A 17,324-nucleotide genomic window follows, 5' to 3' on the forward strand; every position below is an offset into this window, starting at 1 on the left:
AGAGACACACCATGACCAACCAAGCCTTCATCTGCGACGCCGTGCGCACCCCCTTCGGCCGCTACGGCGGCGCGCTGTCGAGCGTGCGCACCGACGACCTCGGCGCGGTGCCGCTCAAGGCGCTGATCGAGCGCAACAAGAACGTCGACTGGCAAGCAGTGACCGACGTGCTGTACGGCTGCGCCAACCAGGCCGGCGAGGACAACCGCAACGTCGCGCGCATGGCTTCGCTGCTGGCCGGCCTGCCGATCGAGGTGCCGGGCGCCACCATCAACCGCCTGTGCGGCTCGGGCCTCGATGCCGTGGGCAGCGCGGCGCGCGCCATCCGCGCCGGCGAGGCCGGCCTGATGATCGCGGGCGGCGTCGAGAGCATGAGCCGTGCGCCCTTCGTGATGCCCAAGGCCGAGAGCGCCTTCAGCCGCGCCAACGCGGTCTACGACACCACCATCGGCTGGCGCTTCGTCAACAAGCTCATGAAGGCGCAGTACGGCGTCGACTCGATGCCCGAGACGGCCGAAAACGTGGCCACCGACTACAAGATCGAGCGCGAGGCACAGGATCGGATGGCGCTGAACTCGCAGCTGCGCGCCGTGGCCGCGCAGAAGGCCGGCTTCTTCGACGCCGAGATCGTGCCGGTGAGCGTGCCGCAGAAGAAGGGCGATGCGATCGTCGTCGCCAAGGACGAGCATCCGCGCGAGACCAGCCTCGAAGCGCTGGCCAAGCTCAAGGGCGTGGTGCGGCCCGACGGCACCGTCACCGCGGGCAATGCCAGCGGCGTGAACGACGGTGCCTGCGCGCTGCTCCTGGCCGACGAGGCCAGCGCCGCCAAGCACGGCCTCACGCCGCGCGCGCGCATCGTGGGCATGGCCACCGCCGGCGTCGCGCCGCGCATCATGGGCATCGGCCCGGCGCCGGCCACGCAGAAGGTGCTGGCGCTCACCGGCCTCAGGCTCGACCAGATCGACGTGATCGAGCTCAACGAGGCCTTCGCCGCGCAGGGCCTCGCGGTGCTGCGCCTGCTGGGCCTTTCGGACGACGACGCGCGCGTCAACGTCAACGGCGGCGCGATCGCGCTGGGCCATCCGCTCGGTGCCAGCGGCGCGCGCCTCGCGACCACCGCGGTCAACCAGCTGCACAAGAGCGGCGGCCGCTATGCGCTGTGCACCATGTGCATCGGCGTCGGCCAGGGCATCGCGCTGATCCTCGAGCGCGTCTGATCCCGCGTCCAGCCTGAAGCCATCGGCTGCCGCAACCCGCGGCCCGATGGTTTTTTTTCGACTGGAGGACACCTGGGCGCGACGGAAGTGTCCCGGCGCTGTCAAACCAAAGGCTTCGTCGCAGTCGACACCTCCCGTTTCATGGATGTCATTCGGAAAGCGAACGTATCGCCGCACCGGGGCCGCGCGACGCTGCGTACGCCCATGGCGTACGCAGCGTGGCAGCCCCTGGATTCAGGGGGCGCGGCTTTTTACGCTCCCTTACGGATCGACGAGGTCTTTTGACTATTTCCTACAGCGTGGCTTCGAGGTCGGGCGATATGGTTCAAGCAAATAACCAATCGCAACCCGATCTTGAGAAAGCAACGCCGCCACGCTGTCACACACCCCGCACTCGCTCAACCTCACCCAACCTTCCTTCGTTCCACCTTCCCTCTCTCCGCCGCGGCATTGCTTGTCGCAGCGGTGTGGGCCGGTGCGAGCCCGCAGGTCAGGGCACAGGTGGAGCGGCCCGGTGTCTCGCCTTCCTCTTCTCGCCCTTCGGCTGACGCCGTCGCAGCGGATTACGCAGCCTCCGCCCATGACGCGCTCGTCGAACGGGTGCGTGCCGGCAGCGCGACGCCGGCCGAAGCGCTCGATGCGCTGCGTACCTGGTTCCCGCGCGCCGCGACCGCGGCCCAGCGCGAGCGCATCGCGTCCGATGGCGTGGTATGGGCACTGCAGGCCGATAACCCACGGGAATCCGTGGGGTGGGCGCAGGCCGTGCCGCTGGATCGTCTCGCGAGCTATGCCTTCGAGTCGGCGTTCGTCGCCGCGCGCCGTGTCGACGACCGCATCCTGCAGTTGCACCTGAGCGCGCTGAAGCCCACGCAGCGCATCGTGCGGCGCGAGAACGCCTTCGCGCTCGAGGACCAGGGCTCGCTGACCGAGGCTCTGGCGCAGGCCGAGGCCGCCGAGCGCGCCACGCCCGGCAGCTTCAGTGCCTTCGAGCTCGCGAGCCTGCGCCAGCAGGCGCTGGGCCAGCGCCTGCGCTGGGCCATCTCGGAGCGCGACCAGCGCGGTGGCGAGGGCCCCGAGCGCTTCGAGTCCATCGACGCACTGCTGCCGCTCTATCCGAACGAACTGCAGGGTGCTTCCGATGCCGTGCAGCGCGCCACGCAGGCCAACGAAGCCGACGACCTCGAGCGCTGGAAGGCGCTGTACCTGCGCCTCTATGCCGACCACCTGCTCGCCGTGTCCGCGCGCGGCCGCTTTCCCGAAGTGACCGCGGCCTACGAGCGCTGGCAGGCCGAGCATCCGCAAGAGCCGCTGCCCTACTACGCGCTGTCCGACGTGGCCGGTGCCTACCAGCAGCAGCGCCGCTCCGACCTCGCCGTGCCGATCTACGAGGAGGCGCTGCGCAGTGGCGGCGATGCCATCCCCGTGCCCAGCGACACCCACACCGGCCTGGTCTATGCCTACCTCGACACCGCGCGCTTCGAGGACGCCGAGGCCCTGCTGCAGAAGCTCGAGCAGGCCACGCCGCCGATGCTGCGGCTCACGCCCGAACAGGGCCGTCCCAATCCCGAGTACGCCGAGGTGCGCAACCTGCGCGCGCTCTACCAGCTCTACACCGAACGGCCCTGGCAGGCCGAGACCAGCTTCCGCGGCCTGACCTCGCTCGCGCCGCTCAACGCGGGCTTCCGCTCGGGACTGGCCGAGACCATGAAGCTGCGCGACAAGCCCGACGAGGCGCTGGGCCGCTACCGCGAGACGCTGGTCGACCATCCCTGGGACGTGGCCGCGCGCGCCGGCTACGCGGGCGCGCTGTTCGATGCCGGCGAGATGCGCGCCGGCCGCGAACTCACCGAGAACCTGCAGGCCGAGGCGCCCGAATCGATCGCCGTGCGCAATGCCGTCGCGCAGCGCGACACGCTCTACGCGGCGCGGCTCGACGTCGAGGCCGACTACGGCCAGGGCCACGGCAGCAGCGTGCTGGCCGACCGCGACTGGCGCGTGGATTCGAAGCTCTCGTCGCCGCTGTGGGACGACCGCTGGCGCCTGTTCTTCCGCCAGGTGTTCGCGCGCGGCGACACCTCGCTGGGCAACATCAACCTGTCGCGCACCGGCGTCGGCGTCGAATACCTGCAGGGCCGCTGGCGCGCCAGCGCCGAGCTGCACCAGGCCGACAAGGGCCGCTACCGCACCGGCCTCGCGCTCGGCGTGGACTGGCGTGCCAGCGACAGCTGGCGCTTCTCGGCGCGCTTCGACTCGAACAGCCTCGACACGCCCTGGAAGGCGCGGCTGGCGAACGTCGGCGCGCGCTCGGCCGAACTCGGCGCCACCTACGTGGTCAACGAGTCGCGCGCCTTCGAGGCCCGCTACCAGCGCATGGACTTCAGCGACGGCAATGCGCGCGACGGCTTCGGCCTGCGCTGGCGCGAGCGCCTCGTGAGCGGCCCGCGCTTCCAGCTCGAAGGCACGCTCTCCGGCGAGACCGGGCGCTACGACCGGCAGGACGTCGACTACTTCGCGCCGCGCCGCGAGAGCGCGCTGCAGGTCGGCCTGACCGGCAAGTACCTGGGCTGGAAGCGCGACGACCGCCGCTTCTCGCATGTCTTCGGCATCGAGGCCGGCAGCTATCGCCAGCAGGGCTTCGGCGGCGGCGCGCTCTGGTCGCTGCGCTACGGCCACGAATGGGTGTTCGGCCGCTCGGCCACCCTGGCCTACGGCCTGGGCATCGCGAGCCATCCCTACGACGGCGTGCGCGAGCGGCGCCGCTTCGTCTATCTCAATCTGTCGGTGCCGTTCCAATGAAGAACAAGACGTCCATCCCGATGGCGCTGCGCCTGGCCGCGCTGCTGTTCGCCGCGCTGCTGGCCGGCACCGCGCTCGCCCAGGGCCTGCCGCGCGCCACCGCGCTGCCGGCGCCCGATGCCGACGACGGCAAGACCTTCCGCGCCATCGCGCTGCACGACGTGCGCCACAACGTGCGCGAGAGCTTCGTCGACGAGCCCGAACCCACCGCGCTCGACGAGCGCACCGTGGCCGACTTCTTCGCCTGGCTGCGCAGCTCGGGCCACCATCCGGTGAGCCTGCAGCAGATCGTCGATGCGCGCGCCGGCGGCCGGCCGCTGCCCTCGAAGGCCGTGCTGCTGACCTTCGACGACGGCTACGAGAGCTTCTACACCAAGGTCTATCCGCTGCTGAAGCAGTTCGGCTATCCGGCCGTGATGGCGCTGGTCACCGGCTGGCTCGAGGTGCCGCCGGGCCAGGTGGTCGAGGGCTACGGCGCGCGCAATCCCTTGAAGCGCGAGGCCTTCATCACCTGGAGCCAGGCGCGCGAGATGGGCGCTTCGGGCCTGGTCGAGTTCGCGAGCCATGGCGACGCGATCCACACCGGCGTGCCTGGCAATCCGCAGGGCAACCTGCAGCCCGCGGCCGTCACCCACCGCTACGACAGCGCCACCGGCCGCTACGAGGACGACGCGGCCTGGATCGCGCGCGTCGAGGCCGACCTGCGCCGCAGCCGCGGCCTGATCGAGGCGCAGACCGGCACCCGCGTGCGCGCCATGGTCTGGCCCTACGGCGCCTACAACAAGCAGACCTTGCGCGCGGCCGACCGCGCCGGCATGCCGATCACCTTGACGCTCGAGGAGGGCGCCAACACGCCCGAGGTGCCGCTGCAGACCATCCGCCGCGGCCTCGCCACCTACGACATGTCCGTGCCCGACTTCAGCCTGCTGCGCGCGCCCGCGCGGCCCGATCCGCGCGCGCTGCACCGCGCCATGCACATCGACCTCGACCACGTCTACGACCCCGATCCGGCGCAGCAGGAGGCCAACCTCTCGCGCCTGCTCGACCGGGTGCAGGCCGTCGGCCCCTCGGCCGTCTACCTGCAGGCCTTCGCCGATCCCGACGGCGACGGCGCGGCCGATGCGCTGTACTTTCCGAACCGGCACCTGCCGATGCGCGCCGACCTGTTCAACCGCGTCGCCTGGCAACTGCGCACGCGCACCGGGGTCGAGGTCTATGCGTGGATGCCGGTGCTGGCGTTCCAGCTGCCCGCGAACAACCCGCTGGCCGATGTGCGCGTGACGCACCTCGCGCCCGCGTCGGCCGCGGCGCGCGACCAGACGCGCTACCACCGGCTCTCGCCGGCCGATGCGCGCGTGCGCGCCCTGATCGGCGACATCTACGAGGACCTCGCGAAGAACGCGCCGATCGCGGGCCTGCTGTTCCACGACGACGCCACCTACAGCGACGACGAGGATGCGAGCCCGGCCGCGCTGCGCGAACTGGCCGCCCAGGGCCTGCCGCCCGACCTGGCCGCGGTGCGCGCCGATCCCGCGTTGCGCGCGCGCTGGACCGCGTGGAAGACGCGCCAGCTCACCGACTTCACGCTCGAGCTCGCGCAGCGCGTGCGCGACTGGCAGCCGCGCATCCTCACCGCGCGCAACCTCTATGCGCGCCCGGTGCTCGAGCCCGCCGCGCAGGAGTGGTTCGCGCAGGACCTCGCGCAGTCGCTGCAGGCCTACGACTACACCGCCGTGATGGCGATGCCCTTCATGGAGCAGGCGGCCGATCCGCAGGCCTGGCTAGCGGCGCTGTTCCGCCAGGTGGCGGCGCAGCCGCAGGGCCTGGCGCGCACCGTGTTCGAGCTGCAGGCGCGCGACTGGCGCACGGGCCGCATGGTCGACAAGGACACCCTGGCCGCGCAGTGGACCCTGCTGCACCGGCTGGGCGCGCGCCATGTCGCGCTCTACCCCGACGACTTCCTCGCGGGCGAGCCGCCGCTGGTGACCGTGCGCGACATCCTGTCGGTGCGCGCCAACCTCGCGGGCGGCAAGGTCGACGGCCTCGAGACGCCGCCGGCGCTCGCGCCCACCAAACCGGCCGCCGCCTCCGCGCCGACCGCACCGGGAGCCGCGCGATGAACCCCGATTTCTTCGGCGCCGACCTGGTGCGGGTGCTGCTCAACTACGTCTTCTACTACCCCTTCCTCGCGGCCTATGTCTGGATGGCCGGCGGCATCGCGCATGCGCTGGTGTTCGAGCGCGGCCGCCACCGGCGGATCGATCCGCTGCCGCTGTTGCCCGAGCAACCGCTGGTCAGCGTGATCGTGCCCTGCTTCAACGAAGGCGAGCGCGTGCAGGAGGTGATCGAGCAGCTGATGCGCAGCCGCTATCCGAACTACGAGATCATTGCCGTCAACGACGGCAGCAGCGACGACACCGGCCCCATCCTCGACGCGCTGGCCGCGCGCTACGGCCAGCTGCGCGTGGTGCACCACGCCAACAACCAGGGCAAGGCGGTCGCGCTCAACACGGCGGCGGTGCTGGCCAACGGCGAGTACATCCTCGGCGTGGACGGCGATGCGCTGGTCGACCCCGATGCCATCGCCTGGATGCTGACCCACATGCTGCATTCGGAGCGCGTGGGCGCCGTCACCGGCAATCCGCGCATCCGCGGGCGCACCACCCTGCTCGGGCGCATGCAGGTGGGCGAGTTCTCCTCGAACATCGGCCTCATCAAGCGCACCCAGCAGCTGGCCGGGCGGCTGTTCACCGTCTCGGGCGTGCTGTCGATGTTCCGCCGCAACGCGCTGCTCGACGTCGACTTCTGGAGTCCCGACGTCATGACCGAGGACATCGACATCAGCTGGAAGCTGCAGCTCAAGGACTGGCGCGTGCGCTACGAGCCGCGCGCGCTGTGCTGGATCCTGATGCCCGAGACCGTGCGCGGCCTCTACCGCCAGCGCCAGCGCTGGGCCACCGGCGGCATCCAGACCCTGCTGCGCTACACGGCCCAGGTGATCAGGCCGCGCAACTTCATGATGTGGCCGGTGTTCCTCGAGTACCTGGCCAGCGTGGTCTGGGCCTACGCCATGTTCGCGGTGCTGGTGCTCGCGCTGGTGCGGCGCTTCCTGCCGCCCGAGTGGCAGTACGTCGGCTTCTGGCCCGAGTGGCACGGGATGCTGCTGGGCATCACCTGCATGCTGCAGATGGGCGTGAGCCTGTGGATCGACCGCCACTACGACCGCGACATCCTGCGCTACCTGGTCTGGACCATCTGGTACCCGCTTGCCTTCTGGATGATCAACATGTTCACCACGGTCGTGGCCTTGCCGGCCACGATCCTGCGGCGCAAGGGCAAGCGCGCCCGGTGGACCAGCCCCGACAGAGGAGTGATTGCGAATGAACGATCGACTGCATCCGTCCGTGCCATCGAGCATGAATGAAGACCTGGGCCTGGGCCCTGGCGCCGCGCCGCCGCTGCCCAACGGCAAGGCGCCGCCGCGCGAGCGGGAGTGGGCCGAGCCCGAGGGCGAGGTGCCGGTGCTCGATGCCGCGCGCATGCCGCTGAGCGCCTTCATGCGCCACAAGACGCCGCAGGGCGCGCTGCTCATGTTCGTGTGGCTGCGCATCGCGCGGCCGCTGCTGCTGGCCGCGTTCTGGGTCGGGGTCGTGTTCTACGCCTGGCACCACTTCTTCCAGGTCTGGCGGCCCGCGGAAGGCGCGAACCTGCTGACGCTCTACGCCCTGTCGGTGCTCGGCATCTTCGCGCTGATGCTGCTGCTCGCGCCGGTGCGCCGGCGCGCCATCGCCGACGAGGAGACGCGCGGCCGCTCGCCCGACAGCACGGTGGCCCAGCTCGCCGAATACACTTCACTCGCGCCGCAGCGCCTCACGCTGTGGCAGCGCGCGCGGCGCCTGCTGGTGCAGCACGACCGCGAAGGCCGGGTGACCGATGCGGCCGACCTCGACACCGAACCCGCGATGCTCACGCCCTCGGGCACGGCGGTGCGAAAGCGCCGCGCCTGATGCCGCATCGAACCGCCCCGGGACACGGACTTTTCGAATCCGGCCACGCGGCCGTTGCGTACGCATGCCCATGAAAAAGACAGAAGTGATGGCGACGGCGATGGAGATGGCGAGAAAAGGGCTGGGCTTCCCGCCGGCGCTCGCCATCGAGCAGATCGCCGAACTGATCGCGCAGGAGGATCCCGCCGACGAGCTCTACGACAGCAAGGTCGAGCGGCTGCTCAAGCTGGCGGCCTGTGTCTGGAGCCTGCGGCGGGACCTGGTGACGCCGCCCGGAGAGGGCGGACGGCTGCTCTGAGCGGCCGTCCGGGATACCGGGTCTACAGGGCGTCGAGGATTTCCTTGCGTTTTTTCTCGTACTCCTCCTCGGTGATGTCCTTGCGCTCCCGCAACGCCTTGAGCTGATCGAGCCGCTCGGAGGTCGTGCCCCGCTGCCGTTGCGCGGGCGCTCCGCTAAAGGAAGTTTCGCGCAACGCGGCCTGCATGCGCAGCAGTGCGTCCTCCATGGCACGCCGGCCGGCGATACCGTGGTCGAAGATCCGTTCGGAGGTCTCGGCGCTGCCGAAACCCACCACGCGGGGACTGGCGACCAGCGTGCCCGCGGGATCGCGGACCTGGCTCGTCAGGTCGACGGAGAAGCTCGTGGGCGGCCAGGTGAACAGCCCCGAGCCACCCGAGGTCGTGACGATCGTGGGCACGATGACGTAGTGGACGCCGCTGCTCGCCGTTTCCGCGGGGTTGGCAATGGACGGAAGTTTCACGATGTCCGAGAACACGTTCGAAAGCATCTTCTCGAAGCCCGCATCGATGTCGCGGTAGGGGAAGTACCGGATGTTGTCCCCGCCGCCGCCCGGTGTCGTGACTTCCATGTCGGCGAGAGCCGCGGGGATGTGATAGCCCACGCGCAGAGGCATCGGCGCGGGCGCGTCGGCGCTGCGCGCGAGGCGCGCCTGATCGGGAACGACGGCGATCGGATGGGCGCAACCGGCGAGGACCGTGACGGCCAGCAGGGCGAGCCAGGCTTTGAAGGAGTGCAGGGTCGATGTCATGGTGCGCGGAGTTTAGGGGCGCTCCGGCACCGCCTGCGCCATACGCCAGCGCGCGGGCGTGGTGCCCTCCCAGCCGCGGAACGCGCGCGTGAAGGAATTCAGCTCCTCGAAGCCCAGCACGAAGGCGATCTCGCCGGCTTCGAGCTGCGTGTCCTCGAGCAGTTGCCGCGCGGCCTGGTGCCGCACCTCGTCGAGCAGCCGCTGGTAGCTGGTGCCGGCCTCCTCGAGCCGGCGCTGCAGCGTGCGCGTGCTCACGCAGAGCTCGGCCGCCACGGCCTGGATGCTCGGGCGCTCGCCGCGCAGCGTGCGGCCCAGCACGGCGCGCGCCTGGTCGACCAGCGAGGTGGCAGGCACCTGCGCGGCCAGCGCGGCTTCGAGGCCGGGCAGCAGCACCGCGAGCAGGTCCTGGTTGTGGGTGACGAAGGGCTGCGCGAGCAAGGCCTCGTCGAACACGATCACATCGGCCGCGGCGCCGAAGCGCGGCGCGCAGCCGAAGTGCGCGCCCAGCATCGCGGCCTGCGTGCTCGTGTGCGCGCGCACCAGCTCCACCCGGCGCGGCACCACCCGGGTGCCGGTGCCGCGCCGCGCGAGCTCGAGCACCGACGCGAAGGTGCCGTCGGTCAGCAGCGGCGGCGAATGGCCTTCGGCCAGGAACCAGTGGAAGCGCACGCGCACCTCGCCGTCGCCGCGCTCGATGCGGATCACCTCGGGGCAGGTCAGCCGCTTGAAGCGCGACAGCCGCTGCAGCGCCTCGTCGAAGTTCGGCGAGTGCAGCGCCGCGATCGAGGCGATGTCGTAGTGCTCGGTCGCGCCCTCGGCGCCGATGCGCAGGCCCAGCGCGGGGTCGGGGTTCATCGCGGCCAGCGCGTCCCATACGGCGAACATCTGCCGCGTCGTGATGCGCGCCTTGCCGCTCGCGAACAGGTCGGCCGGCAGGCCCGCGCGGCGCAGCATCGACTGCGTGTCGAAGCCCAGCAGCCGCAGCCGCTGCTGCATCACGGCGGGCACGACGATCAGGTCGGGCGGGCGCTGGGTCATCGCCGGTCGTCGCCCGCCGCGAGGTGGATCGCCGCGCGGATGCGCGGATAGGTGCCGCAGCGGCAGATGTTGCCGCTCATCGCGGCGTCGATGTCGGCGTCGCTGGGCTTCGGCGTGTGGCGCAGCAGCGCGCAGGCCGACATCAGCTGGCCGCTCTGGCAGTAGCCGCACTGCACCACGTCGAGTTCGGTCCAGGCGCGGCGCAGCGCGTCGATCTCGGGGCCCTGCACGTCCTCGATGGTCGACACCGCGCGGCCCTGCACGGCCGCCAGCGGCGTGGCGCAGGAGCGCACCGCCTCGCCGTCGAGCATCACGGTGCAGGCGCCGCACAGCGCCTTGCCGCAGCCGAACTTGGTGCCGGTCATGCGCAGCTCGCCGCGCAGCACCCACAGGAGGGGCGTGTCGTCCTCGGCCGTCACGGCGACGGGGCGGCCGTTGATCTGGAGCGTGGTGGTCATGGGCTTCCTTCCTTTTCTATCGGGCCGTGCGTTCAGGCCAGGCGCAGCGGCAGCGAACGCAGCCGCTGGCCGGTGAGCGCGAACACCGCGTTGGCCACGGCCGGCGCCACCGGCGGCGTGCCTGGCTCGCCCACGCCCGTGGGCGGCGCGCTGCTCGGCACGATCGCGATCTCGATCTGCGGGCACTCGTTCATGCGCAGCGGCGCGTAGTCGTGGAAGTTGCTCTGCTGCACCTGGCCGCGCTCGATGGTGATCTCGCCATGCAGCGCGGCCGAGAGGCCGAACACGATCGCGCTCTCCATCTGCTGGCGCACCAGGTTCGGGTTCACGGCCAACCCGCAGTCGACCGCGCAATACATGCGCCGCACGCGGATCTGCCGCTCGGGCGTCAGCGAGACCTCGGCCACCTGCGCCACCACGCTGCCGAAACTGCGGTGCAGCGCGAGGCCGCGCGCGCGGCGCGTGCCGTCGGCCTCGGGCGCCAGCGGCGTGCCCCAGCCCGACATCGCCGCCACCCGCTGCAGCACGCCCAGGTGCCGCGCCTCGGCCGGGCTGCCCGCCAGCAGCGCGCGGCGAAATGCCACCGGGTCCTGGCCCGCGGCATGCGCGCATTCGTCGATGAAGCTCTCGGTGAAGAAGCCGTTCTGCGAATGGTTGACCGAGCGCCAGATGCCGACCGTGACCGCCGACTCCATCGTGCGATGCGCCACGCGCGCGTTGGCGAAGCGGTAGGCGGTGGTGGCCGTGCCCTCGGCCGCCGCGCTCAGGAAGGCCGGCGAGCCCAGGCTCGAGCCCGCGGTGTCGACGCGCCAGGCCACCAGCCGGCCCTGCGCATCGAAGCCGGCCTTGCTGCGCGCCACATAGGCCGGGCGGTAGTAGTCGTGCGCCATGTCCTGCTCGCGCGACCACATCAGCTGCACCGGCATGCCGTCCGTTTCGCGCGCCAGCGCCGCCGCCTGCATCACGAAGTCGCCGAGGTAGCGGCGCCCGAAGCCGCCGCCGAGGTAGGCCAGCCGGATGTCGACCTTCGCGGCCTCGATGCCCAGCACCTTGGCGATGCGGCCGCGCAGCATGCCGGGCCCCTGCACGCCGACCCAGACGGTGGCCGCGCCGTCCTTGAACTGCACGGTGCAGTTCATCGGCTCCATGGTGGCGTGCGCGATGAAGGGCACGCGGTACTCGGCCTCGATGGTGCGCTCGGCGCTCTTCATCGCGGCGTCGGCGTCGCCGGTCTCGAGGTGCACGTCGGCCTGGTCCGGCGCATCGAGGCTCTGCGCGAGCTGGTCGATCAGCGCGCGGCTCGACAGGCTGGCGGCCGCGCCGTGGTCCCAGTCGATCGCGACCTTGTCGAGCGCGCGCATCGCATGCCAGGGCGTGTCGGCGATCACCGCCACCGCGCCCGAGGTCATGCCGCCCGAGCCCAGGCCGCCGGCCACCGGCGCGAGCGCCACCACCTTGCGCACGCCGGGCATCGCGCGCGCGGCCGTGTCGTCGAAGCGCGCCACGCGGCCGCCCAGCGTGGGGCACATCGCGAGCGTGGCGTGGAGCAAGCCATCGGGCGGCAGCGCGTCGAGCCCGTAGCGCGCCGAGCCGTCGAGCTTGGGGGCGCTGTCGAGGCGGTGCACCGGACGGCCGATCAGCGTGTAGCGCGAGGGATCCTTGAGCGTCGGCTGCGCGGGCAATGGCAGCGTCGCCGCGCGTGCCGCCAGTTCGCCGAAGCGCGCGCTGCGTTGCGAGGCCGGGTGCGACACTCGGCCGGCCGCCACCTCGCATTCGGCCGCCGGCACGCCCCAGGCCGCCGCCGCGGCGCCCACCAGCATCGCGCGCGCCGAGGCGCCGGCCTCGCGCAGCGGCAACCACTGGTCGACGATGCCCGACGAGCCGCCGCTGCCCCAGAGCCCGGGCACCTCGCGCAGCAGCTTGCTGACCACGTGGCGGGTGCCGCGCTTGAGCGCGCCGTCGTCGTCGGGCTTGAACATCGGCAGGTTGTCGAGCAGCGCCGCCTGATTGTTGTAGATCGGGTCGTAGCCGGCCTGCTCGAGCCGCAGCTGGGCGAGGTCGGCATCCATCTCCTCGGCCAGCAGCATCGCCAGCCCGGTATGGATGCCCTGGCCCATCTCGGCCGCGGCCATCATCAGCGTGACCGTGTCGTCGCTCGAGACCTTGACCCAGCCGTTCAGAGCCACCTGGCCGCTGGCCGTGGCCGGCAGCGGCTCGGCGGTGGTCAGCCGCTGGCGCGTGGGCGAGGCGGACCAGCCGACGACCAGCGCGCCGAGGGTGGCGGCCGTGCCGAGCAGGAAATGGCGGCGTTTGAGGGCGGGCATGGGGCGAACTCCGGGCGGCTTCGGAGGGCCGCGATGGGCGGGAGTGTGCGCGGCACGGCGCGCGCTGGCCAATCCGATCGCGCCAATCGAACGGCGGATCGCGCCAGCCCGCCGCGGGCCGTGGCGGGTGCCGGTTTCGGCGCCACGCGCCGGCCAGGCGTTTTCGGCCGTTCGGCGCGTTTTTTGAGTCCCTGCGTTACAGCGCCTGTGAGCTAGGACACATTTGTCACCAGAAAGTTAATGCGGGTTGCTACCGGGATCCGTAGTATTCATTTCGGTTTAAGCATTCCATGCGCAATCCGCATAACGGCCCGTTCTCGAACGTGCAGCGGCCGACCTCGGCGTCGGCAGTGGAACCACCCAGCGTGTTGCGGTTCGGCGAACTTACCTAGCGGAGGAAACCAGATGGCCGTACGTGATCGCGTCACCAGCCCCGTGGCGCTTGCCTTGCCGACGCCAGGGCCCGGTCATGTCGTGCGGTCCTTCGTCGCGCCCGTGGTCGCGCGCCTGCGGGCGGGCTTCGATGGCATGCGCCGCCGGAGTCCGGCCGCGCCGCGCCATGCGCCGATGCCGCGACCCGCGGCCTCGATGGCCGTGCCGACCGTCCCCGGCGCCGGCGTGCCGGTGCGGGCCTGTGCCTTCGTCTTCATCGCGAACCTGCCGCAGCTCATGGAGGTCTACGGCGCCGAGTTCGCGCTGCATGCCAGCATCGAGATCAAGTACCGCCTGCTGACCGGCTTCGTCAGCGTGGCCGACGCCGACCTCGCGATGCTGCGGCACGACTGCTTCCTGCTGTGGAGCAACCCGGCGTTTCCGGTCGAGGACGCGCAGGCGCGCCAGGGCGCCTCGGCCCGGCTCGAGAGTCTGCTCACCGGCCTCGGCGGCACGCCGGTGCAACTGCGCGACACGCGCGCGCTGGTGCAGCTGCACGTGGGCTGGAGCGACGCGCCCAGCCCCGGGCGCATGAGCCAGTCCGAGGTCGAGCTGCGCCTGTGGGCCGCGCAGCCCGCGCCAGACTTCCAGCTCGTGCGGGCCGAAGGCTGGCAGCAGCTTTACCGCGAGGACATGGCGGTTGCGCTGCAGGTCGGCGACGCACTGCATGCGCGCCGTCTCGCGATCGAATGGCATCCCGTGGTGGGCGCCCCGGCGCAGGCCGCCGCCTTCGCGGCGCCGCTCTATCACGAGGCGCGCTTCCACACCGAGGGCGAACCGCACGCCGCCTCGCTGCGTTCCGAACTCTTCATGCCCTGCCTGCAGCGGCTGGGCCTGGTGCGCACCTTCGACCACCTCGCGGCCGGCTGCGTGGTGCGGCAGCTGCGTCTGGGCGGCACCGTGCGCCTGGGCCTGAGCATCTCGGCGCAGAGCGCGCGGCGCGACCACTGGTGGGCCTCGCTGATGGTGCTGCTGCGGCGCGAGCCCGAGCTGGCGGCGCGCCTCGTGGTCGAGATCGCCGGCGAGCCCACGCTGCCCGATCTCGAATCGGTGCGCGACTTCTGCCTGCAGTTGCAACTCTGCGGCTGCCGCGTCGCCATCAAGCATTTCGGCGGCGACTCCGGCAACCTCGCCGCCGCCAAGGTCTGCCGGCCCGACATCATCAAGCTCGACCCGGTGTTCATCCGGCGTGCGCGCGAGGACCGCTTCGGCCGCGAGCTGCTCGAGGAGATGCTCGCGCTGTGCGGCAGCTTCGCGCCCTCGATCGTGGTCGACGGCATCGAGCGCGAGGAGGACATCCGCGTGGCGCTCGAGGCCGGCGCCGAATGGCTGCAGGGCTGCGGCGTGCCGCTGCACGATGGCGCGCCGGCGCGCGGCCCCGGAGGGCGCGCGTGAATCCCTCGCCCGACTTCCATCTGCAGCTTGCCCGCCTGGGCGCGCAGATCGACAGCCTGCAGCGCACCCTGCACGAGGTCATGCGCCACGGCGTCCTGCTGCATGGCGACGGCGCGCGCGAGAAGCTGCTGGCGCGCGACCAGTACCTGGCGCTCGAGGCCGCGATCCGCGAGCAGGAGCTGCGCGATTCGCCAGCGCTGCGTGCCGTGCGCTCGGTGTGCGCGGCTTGCGCGGCGGGCGCGCAGGCGCCGTCCGCGGCTGCGATGCCCGATCGCGCCGATGACGCCGATGGCTCGCGATCTCGTGGCGTGTCCGACTCCATCGCCTAGGGCCCGTCCGTGGCGCCGAGCGCCGCATCCGTTGGTCGGCGCGCGCTGCCGTCCACGTCGGCCGCGCACGTTCCCCTGCATGTCCCGCCCGGAGAAAGCGAATCGGATGGAGCCTGTTTCCGACCATGTATCTGCATTCCCTTTTTCGAAACGTTCCGGCGGCGGAGCGCGCGGCGCTGGTCGCGCGCAGCGAACTGCGTTCCTTCCGGCGCAACGAGACCGTGCTGCGGATGGACGAGTGGACCGACAAGGTCTATTTCGTCGCCTCGGGACTGCTGCGCGTGGTGGTCGGCGGCAATGGCGGCAGCGCGGGCGTGACCACCGACTTCGTGCGCCCGCGCGACCTGTTCCTGAGTCCGACGCTCGACGAGGCGCGCTACCAGTCGATGGCCAACCTTGTGGCCGCGCTGCCGAGTTCGGTCTACCTCATTCCGGCCTCGGCGCTGCACGACATCTGCGCCCGGCATCCGTCGGTGGCGCTCGAGCTGCTCGAGCTCACCGTCAAGCGCATGACGATCATCCGCAGCCAGTTGCGCCGCATCTCCTCGCTGACCTCTGAGACCCTGGTCGCGCGCGTGCTCTATGAGTTGACCCAGCTCGCGCCGGCCGACACCGGCGGCTTCGACAAGCGCATCTCGCAGGCCGTGATCGCGTCGTACGCGGGCCTGTCGCGAGAGGTCGTCAACAAGACCATGCGCGAGATGGAGAGCCGCGGCCTGTTGTGGAAGGACGAGCACGGCATCCACGTGGTGGCTGATTTCGCGTCGACCGACCATGGCAGTTTCGAGTCGCTCGAGCCGCGCGTGCCCGGCGATGAACGCGACGAGGCTGCGCCGTTCGACGATCTCGATCTGCTCAAGGCACTGGGCGAGCGCGGATCGAGCGCGAAGTGATGCCGCGTGCTCGCGTTGTTTTCGCGCGCTGTTTGGCACGAGCTGTGAACCGCCACACAGTTGCGATGCGATCGAAGGTGCATCGACAAGGATCGATTCCTAGCATCGAGACCACGCGGCGATCCGTGCGATTCGGACCCTCGCCGCAACCACCGATTGCGCACCTTTCGAGGCTTTCATGAGTTCCATCTTTTCCGCCTGCAACTGCAGCATCCACTACCTCGGCCGGGTCCAGCGTTCGGGCTGGATGCGGTTCTTTCCCTGGATGCGGCTGTACCAATGCGCGAACTGCAGGAAGCTGCAGTTGCTGCCGCAGAAGGAGGTGGATCGGGCCAAGGTGGAATATGGAAGCCGGGGCGCGTATCGCGATCGGCTGGCGCCGCGGTCGGTCGATCCGAACAAGGGCCTGGGCATCGGGGAGCGGCCCAAAGTCGGCGGCTGAAAGGGCGTACGGCGCACTCGCGCCCCGCCCTGGCAGAAACCGCCCGACTCTGCTGGCGCACTCCTCGTCAACCGGCACGCGCCCGGGGGCGTCATCAGTTCGCCTTACAGGAGGACTACCGTGATCCAGGGTTTTCCCTAGAGAAAAACCCTGTCCAAACAACTCCTCCGACATCCAACCGACATGAAGACCTCCTACCAACTCGCCCTCGCGGCCGCTTTTTCCGTGATGGCCGCGGCCTCCGTCCAGGCCCAGACCACGAGCGGCCGCAGCCGCGAAGCCGTCGAAGCCGAAGCCATTGCCACGGCCCATGCGCCCAACCAGAACGTGGTCCGCGGCTCGCGCGGTCCCGAAACGGTGAAGCCGATGGCCGACGCCGATGCCATGTACCAGCAGGCCGTGGCCACCGCCCACGCGGCCGACCAGAACGTGACCCGTGGCTCGCGCGGCCCCGAAACGGTGAAGCCGATGGCCGACCCGGCCAAGGTCTACAACGAAGCCGTGGCGGCCGCCGCGGCGCCCGACCAGAACGTGGTGAGCGGCTCGCGCGTGAACAGCAAGGTGATCTCGACGATGCAGAACCCTGCACTGACCGCGGCGCAGGGCAAGTAAGCGGCAAGCGGCCCGCGGCGCTCCGGGACCTGCTCAGGCGAAGGAGGTGCGCGGCGGCGAACCCGATGCCATGCGCCTCAGCATCGCGTTCTGCCGTGCCTCCTCGGCGTCGCGCAGGCTCTTGGCGGCGCGCGCCGCCACGTAGCTCACGTACAGCGTCTCCACCGCGCGGCCCCAGTCATGGGCCTGCTGCGAAACGCCCTCGGCCTGCACCGGCGAGCCCGTGAGCCCATGCGTCGACAGGTCGTCCTCGGGGCGCGCGGGCACGTCGATGCCGGCCTTGCCGAGGATGGCGGCTTTCTGAACGATGGTGAGCATGCGTGGGTCTCCCT

The 17,324-nt window shown here is 70.9% G+C and carries 16 protein-coding genes; 11 read left to right on the top strand and 5 right to left on the bottom strand.

Translation table 11 applies throughout. The annotated features are described in order from the left end of the window. Nucleotides 1-11: 11 nt before the first annotated feature. From pcaF to ACEN9J_RS25210, 6 genes are all read left to right on the top strand, one after another. Nucleotides 12-1,217, top strand: a complete 1,206-nt coding sequence (pcaF, locus tag ACEN9J_RS25185) for a 3-oxoadipyl-CoA thiolase (RefSeq protein WP_057596895.1) — start codon at nucleotides 12-14, stop codon at nucleotides 1,215-1,217. 600 nt (nucleotides 1,218-1,817) lie between these two features. Then, complete coding sequence (gene pgaA, locus ACEN9J_RS25190) at nucleotides 1,818-4,013, top strand: poly-beta-1,6 N-acetyl-D-glucosamine export porin PgaA (RefSeq protein WP_413762361.1); 2,196 nt, start codon at nucleotides 1,818-1,820, stop codon at nucleotides 4,011-4,013. Further along, nucleotides 4,010-6,133, top strand: a complete 2,124-nt coding sequence (pgaB, locus tag ACEN9J_RS25195; protein ID WP_413762362.1) for a poly-beta-1,6-N-acetyl-D-glucosamine N-deacetylase PgaB — start codon at nucleotides 4,010-4,012, stop codon at nucleotides 6,131-6,133. Before pgaA ends, pgaB begins: the two co-directional genes overlap by 4 nt. Then, a complete protein-coding gene (pgaC, locus tag ACEN9J_RS25200; protein ID WP_413762363.1) occupies nucleotides 6,130-7,437 on the top strand; it encodes a poly-beta-1,6-N-acetyl-D-glucosamine synthase in 1,308 nt (435 codons plus the stop codon). The genes pgaB and pgaC overlap by 4 nt, the downstream gene beginning before the upstream one ends. After that, complete coding sequence (pgaD, locus tag ACEN9J_RS25205) at nucleotides 7,394-8,020, top strand: poly-beta-1,6-N-acetyl-D-glucosamine biosynthesis protein PgaD (RefSeq protein ID WP_296729896.1); 627 nt, start codon at nucleotides 7,394-7,396, stop codon at nucleotides 8,018-8,020. Before pgaC ends, pgaD begins: the two co-directional genes overlap by 44 nt. A gap of 70 nt (nucleotides 8,021-8,090) precedes the next feature. Then, the gene (locus ACEN9J_RS25210) at nucleotides 8,091-8,318 is read left to right on the top strand and encodes a hypothetical protein (protein ID WP_057596909.1); all 228 of its coding nucleotides are present in this window, start codon (nucleotides 8,091-8,093) and stop codon (nucleotides 8,316-8,318) included. A gap of 22 nt (nucleotides 8,319-8,340) precedes the next feature. On the opposite strand, the gene ACEN9J_RS25215 is transcribed toward ACEN9J_RS25210, so the two are convergent. The 4 genes from ACEN9J_RS25215 to ACEN9J_RS25230 are packed head-to-tail and all read right to left on the bottom strand — an operon-like array spanning nucleotide 8,341 to nucleotide 12,889. After that, nucleotides 8,341-9,069, bottom strand: a complete 729-nt coding sequence (locus tag ACEN9J_RS25215) for a hypothetical protein (RefSeq protein WP_413762364.1) — start codon at nucleotides 9,067-9,069, stop codon at nucleotides 8,341-8,343. Nucleotides 9,070-9,081: 12 nt separating this feature from the next. Next, nucleotides 9,082-10,107, bottom strand: a complete 1,026-nt coding sequence (locus ACEN9J_RS25220) for an AraC family transcriptional regulator (protein WP_413762365.1) — start codon at nucleotides 10,105-10,107, stop codon at nucleotides 9,082-9,084. Then, nucleotides 10,104-10,565 carry a (2Fe-2S)-binding protein gene (locus ACEN9J_RS25225; RefSeq protein ID WP_413762366.1) on the bottom strand — a complete coding sequence of 154 codons (462 nt, stop codon included), beginning with the start codon at nucleotides 10,563-10,565 and terminating at the stop codon, nucleotides 10,104-10,106. Before ACEN9J_RS25225 ends, ACEN9J_RS25220 begins: the two co-directional genes overlap by 4 nt. Nucleotides 10,566-10,597: 32 nt before the next feature. Next, nucleotides 10,598-12,889: a molybdopterin cofactor-binding domain-containing protein gene (locus ACEN9J_RS25230; RefSeq protein WP_413762367.1), complete on the bottom strand. Its 2,292-nt coding sequence runs from the start codon at nucleotides 12,887-12,889 to the stop codon at nucleotides 10,598-10,600. A gap of 405 nt (nucleotides 12,890-13,294) precedes the next feature. Here ACEN9J_RS25230 and ACEN9J_RS25235 point away from each other — a divergent pair, with 405 nt between their 5' ends. The 5 genes from ACEN9J_RS25235 to ACEN9J_RS25255 all read left to right on the top strand — a co-directional run bounded on the left by ACEN9J_RS25235 (nucleotide 13,295) and on the right by ACEN9J_RS25255 (nucleotide 16,992). Continuing rightward, nucleotides 13,295-14,716 (top strand): EAL domain-containing protein, encoded by a 1,422-nt coding sequence (locus tag ACEN9J_RS25235; protein ID WP_412179392.1) that lies wholly within the window; start codon nucleotides 13,295-13,297, stop codon nucleotides 14,714-14,716. Then, on the top strand, nucleotides 14,713-15,045 hold the full coding sequence (locus ACEN9J_RS25240) for a hypothetical protein (RefSeq protein WP_057596902.1): 333 nt from the start codon (nucleotides 14,713-14,715) through the stop codon (nucleotides 15,043-15,045). The genes ACEN9J_RS25235 and ACEN9J_RS25240 overlap by 4 nt, the downstream gene beginning before the upstream one ends. Before the next feature lie 125 nt (nucleotides 15,046-15,170). Continuing rightward, nucleotides 15,171-15,938, top strand: coding sequence for a Crp/Fnr family transcriptional regulator (locus ACEN9J_RS25245; RefSeq protein ID WP_057596903.1), 768 nt, complete (start codon nucleotides 15,171-15,173; stop codon nucleotides 15,936-15,938). 178 nt (nucleotides 15,939-16,116) lie between these two features. Further along, the gene (locus ACEN9J_RS25250) at nucleotides 16,117-16,380 is read left to right on the top strand and encodes a hypothetical protein (RefSeq protein WP_261213419.1); all 264 of its coding nucleotides are present in this window, start codon (nucleotides 16,117-16,119) and stop codon (nucleotides 16,378-16,380) included. Nucleotides 16,381-16,563: 183 nt separating this feature from the next. Further along, nucleotides 16,564-16,992, top strand: a complete 429-nt coding sequence (locus tag ACEN9J_RS25255; RefSeq protein WP_413762368.1) for a hypothetical protein — start codon at nucleotides 16,564-16,566, stop codon at nucleotides 16,990-16,992. A gap of 33 nt (nucleotides 16,993-17,025) precedes the next feature. Here ACEN9J_RS25255 and ACEN9J_RS25260 read toward each other — a convergent pair whose 3' ends face one another. Next, nucleotides 17,026-17,310: a hypothetical protein gene (locus ACEN9J_RS25260; protein ID WP_057596906.1), complete on the bottom strand. Its 285-nt coding sequence runs from the start codon at nucleotides 17,308-17,310 to the stop codon at nucleotides 17,026-17,028. Nucleotides 17,311-17,324 lie beyond the last annotated feature (14 nt).

This window comes from Variovorax sp. Varisp41, assembly GCF_047325085.1.
Lineage (GTDB): Bacteria > Pseudomonadota > Gammaproteobacteria > Burkholderiales > Burkholderiaceae_C > Variovorax.